This is a genomic window from Elstera litoralis (assembly GCF_000963705.1).
Classification (GTDB): Bacteria; Pseudomonadota; Alphaproteobacteria; order Elsterales; family Elsteraceae; genus Elstera; species Elstera litoralis.
Genome location: NZ_LAJY01000545.1, coordinates 1 through 2,907 on the forward strand (window position 1 = coordinate 1; position 2,907 = coordinate 2,907).

General features: G+C 61.7%; 3 protein-coding genes and 1 pseudogene. All 4 read right to left on the reverse strand.

Annotated elements, in window-relative coordinates:
• Nucleotides 1-377: FHIPEP family type III secretion protein (locus tag VZ95_RS17210; RefSeq protein ID WP_232302726.1), on the reverse strand; the 377-nt coding region annotated here is incomplete at its 3' end.
• A gap of 26 nt (nt 378-403) precedes the next feature.
• Complete coding sequence (gene flbD / locus VZ95_RS17215) at nt 404-1,828, reverse strand: sigma-54-dependent transcriptional regulator FlbD (RefSeq protein ID WP_045776951.1); 1,425 nt, start codon at nt 1,826-1,828, stop codon at nt 404-406.
• 83 nt (nt 1,829-1,911) lie between these two features.
• On the reverse strand, nt 1,912-2,241 hold the full coding sequence (gene fliN, locus VZ95_RS17220) for a flagellar motor switch protein FliN (RefSeq protein WP_045776952.1): 330 nt from the start codon (nt 2,239-2,241) through the stop codon (nt 1,912-1,914).
• Between the two features lie 50 nt (nt 2,242-2,291).
• Nucleotides 2,292-2,907 (reverse strand): annotated as a pseudogene (locus VZ95_RS22355) (hypothetical protein); the annotation flags it as partial.

Below are 2,907 nucleotides of genomic sequence, written 5' to 3' on the forward strand. Positions count from 1 at the left end.
TTCCCCGACATCAGCAAATTACCGAAGGTCTCGATGACGTGACCCGCCGCCGCCGTGCCTTGATGCCCGTTACTGAGAATAAGCCGGGTCGAGGCCATATTGAGGGCCAAGCGCAACAGCGTTGTCATCAGCAGAATTGTCGGGAACGAACTGAGGTCGGTCGGGCGCTGAATGAACAGCGTGACCATCAAAATCAGCACCGAGGAGGCAATCGATATGCCGAGCATAAAATCGAGTAGCCAGGTCGGCATCGGCAGAATCAGCATCACCAAAATGGCGATGACGCCGAGCGCGAGCCACATCTCGCCGCGTACAAGCAGCCCCTGGCCGATTTTCAGCGCATCTTTAGCGCGCGCCTGAGCATTGGCGGGGACGATAGCCACGAGTTAGCCTCCGAACTGAACTATAGGTGGGCGCGGTCGCCGTCGCCGGGCGGCGGAACGGCGATACCCTCATCCGCATACTGGCGCAGTTTATTGCGCAGCGTGCGGATGGAAATTCCAAGGATGCTGGCCGCGTGCGTGCGATTGCCGATGCAATGCTGCAACGTGTCCAGAATAAGATCGCGTTCAACGGCTTCCACCGTTTGACCGACCAGCGCCGTGGTCGGGCGTTCGTCGCCTGCGCCGCGCGCGCCGAGGCTACGGCTGACCGCAGCCGACCGCGCGAGTTCCGCCCGGCTGACTTCCGGCGTCGCCACATCGGGCATCGACGATGCGCCAAGGCCGCCCGCGCTGTTCAGCACAATAGCGTCATCGGAAATCATCGAGCCGACCGACATGAGCACGGCGCGGTGCAGCGTATTTTCAAGCTCGCGCACATTGCCGCGCCACGGGTGGCGTTTGAGCTTTTCAACCGCCGAGGCCGTCAGCGGGCGATCGGCGAGACCGTTCAGATCGGAGTATTTCTTCACGAAATGCTTGGCCAGCATGGCGATATCGCCGGGGCGCTCGCGCAAGGACGGCATGGCGAGATTGACGACATTCAGGCGGTAATAGAGATCTTCGCGGAAGGTGCCTTTGCGCACTTCCGATTCAAGGTCGCGATTGGAGGTCGCGATCAGGCGAATATCGACCTTGATCGGGCTGGTGCCGCCGAGCCGGTCGATCTCGCGTTCCTGGATGGCGCGCAGCAGCTTGGCTTGCAGGCGCGGGTCCATTTCGCTGATTTCATCCAGCAGCAGCGTGCCGCCGTTGGCTTCTTCGAACTTGCCGAGGCGGCGGGCAACGGCCCCCGTGAAAGCGCCCTTCTCGTAGCCGAAAAGTTCGGATTCCAGCAGGGTTTCGGGAATGGCGGCGCAGTTCACCGAAATGAACTTCTGCGCGGCGCGACGGGAGCGCCGGTGCAGATAGCGCGCCATCACCTCTTTACCCGTGCCGCTTTCGCCGGTAATGAGCACCGAGGCGTCGGACGGGGCGATTTGATCGGCCAGACGCAGCACACGAACCATCGACGGGTCCGCGTGAACGACTACATTCGCCTCTTCGAGCACCGCTTCGAGTACGGCGGCGATCAAATCTGGGTTGGGTGGCAGGGGCAGATATTCCTTCGCCCCAGCCTTAATCGCCCGGACGGCGGCCCCGGCATCGGTACCAAGACCACAGGCGACGACGGGCACGATGATCCGTTCGCTGCGCAACGCATCGATCAGGCGGGCGATGTCGAGCTTCACGTCGATCATCAGTAGATCGGCACCTTGACCCGAGCGCAAGGCGGCCAAAGCCCCCTCGATATCAGCAACATGGCTGACTTTCGCCCCCCGCCCCATAGCAATCTTGCCGGCGGTGCTAAGGTGCCCATCCAAATGCCCGACGATCAACAGTCGCATCTGCTCGCTCCCGATGTTTCGCCCAACGGTATCACACCGATAATCCTACGCTTATAAGGTCTTAACCGATTTTACGTTTAGGCTTAGGTGGAGCGATCGGACTTAATTATTTCAGTCATCGTTACCCCTAAGCGCTCATCGACGATCACGACTTCGCCGCGTGCAACCAGACGGTTGTTCACATAGATGTCGATCGCTTCGCCGACCTTGCGGTCGAGTTCCACGACGGCGCCACGGCCCAGCTTCAGCAATTGGCTGACCTGCATCGTCGCCCGACCGAGCACGGCCGAGATTTGCACCGGAATGTCGTAGACCGCGCCCAGTTCCCGCGCGCCGCCCCGACCGCCTTCGCTTTGAGATTCTTCGAGAGCTTCTTCAAGCTCCGAGAGATCCATCATCTTTTTTTCAGCCATTACCCGTCTCCTTGGCTTTGTAAACTGTGCTTCGCTGGTCCCGGTTGGGGCTAAAGCGAGGCGTTTTCGAACCCGTTTACCGTCACGCTTTCCTCAGCGAGACCGGCACCCGTACGATCCTTCAGATCGGCGACCGAGCGGCGCACAATCTCGGTGACATCTTCCCAGGCGCGCGCCACAAGGCGTTCGGCCCCGCCGTCGCCCCATTCGACGCGCACGTCGCTGGGGCCAAGCGTGGGATCGGCCAAGAGCGAAACCTGGCCGACGAACCCGCTGTTCAGGGCCAGACCTTCCAACATCGGGCGCAGCCGTTCGACGAGATCGCCATGAACGCGAATGCTAAGGCGCGGCTGATCGATGGCCATGCCCAGACTGTCGCGAATCACGGCCTGAATCTCACCAATACCATAGGTTCGGGCCAGCTCCGGCATCATTCGTGCGACCAGCGCATGCGCAAGGCGTGCCGCTTCCTGGGCTACTGCCGTGACGACCTGCTGACGATCGTTCAGAACGCCCGGCACCTGCTGCGTCATGGCTTCGAGCGCGCGGGCGGCGCGGGCTTCAACCGTTGCCATCGCCGTTTGTAGGCCCGCCGTTTCGCCATCGGCGTAGGAGGAGGTGCGGGCGGCCGCCAATTCCTCTTCGCTGAAGGTCGGCGGCGGTGGG

Bases quoted from the DNA above. Each gene is read 5' to 3' on its own strand.
- fliN (WP_045776952.1), bottom strand. From the start codon at position 2,241: ATGGCTGAAAAAAAGATGATGGATCTCTCGGAGCTTGAAGAAGCTCTC.
- flbD (WP_045776951.1), bottom strand. From the start codon at position 1,828: ATGCGACTGTTGATCGTCGGGCATTTGGATGGGCACCTTAGCACCGCC.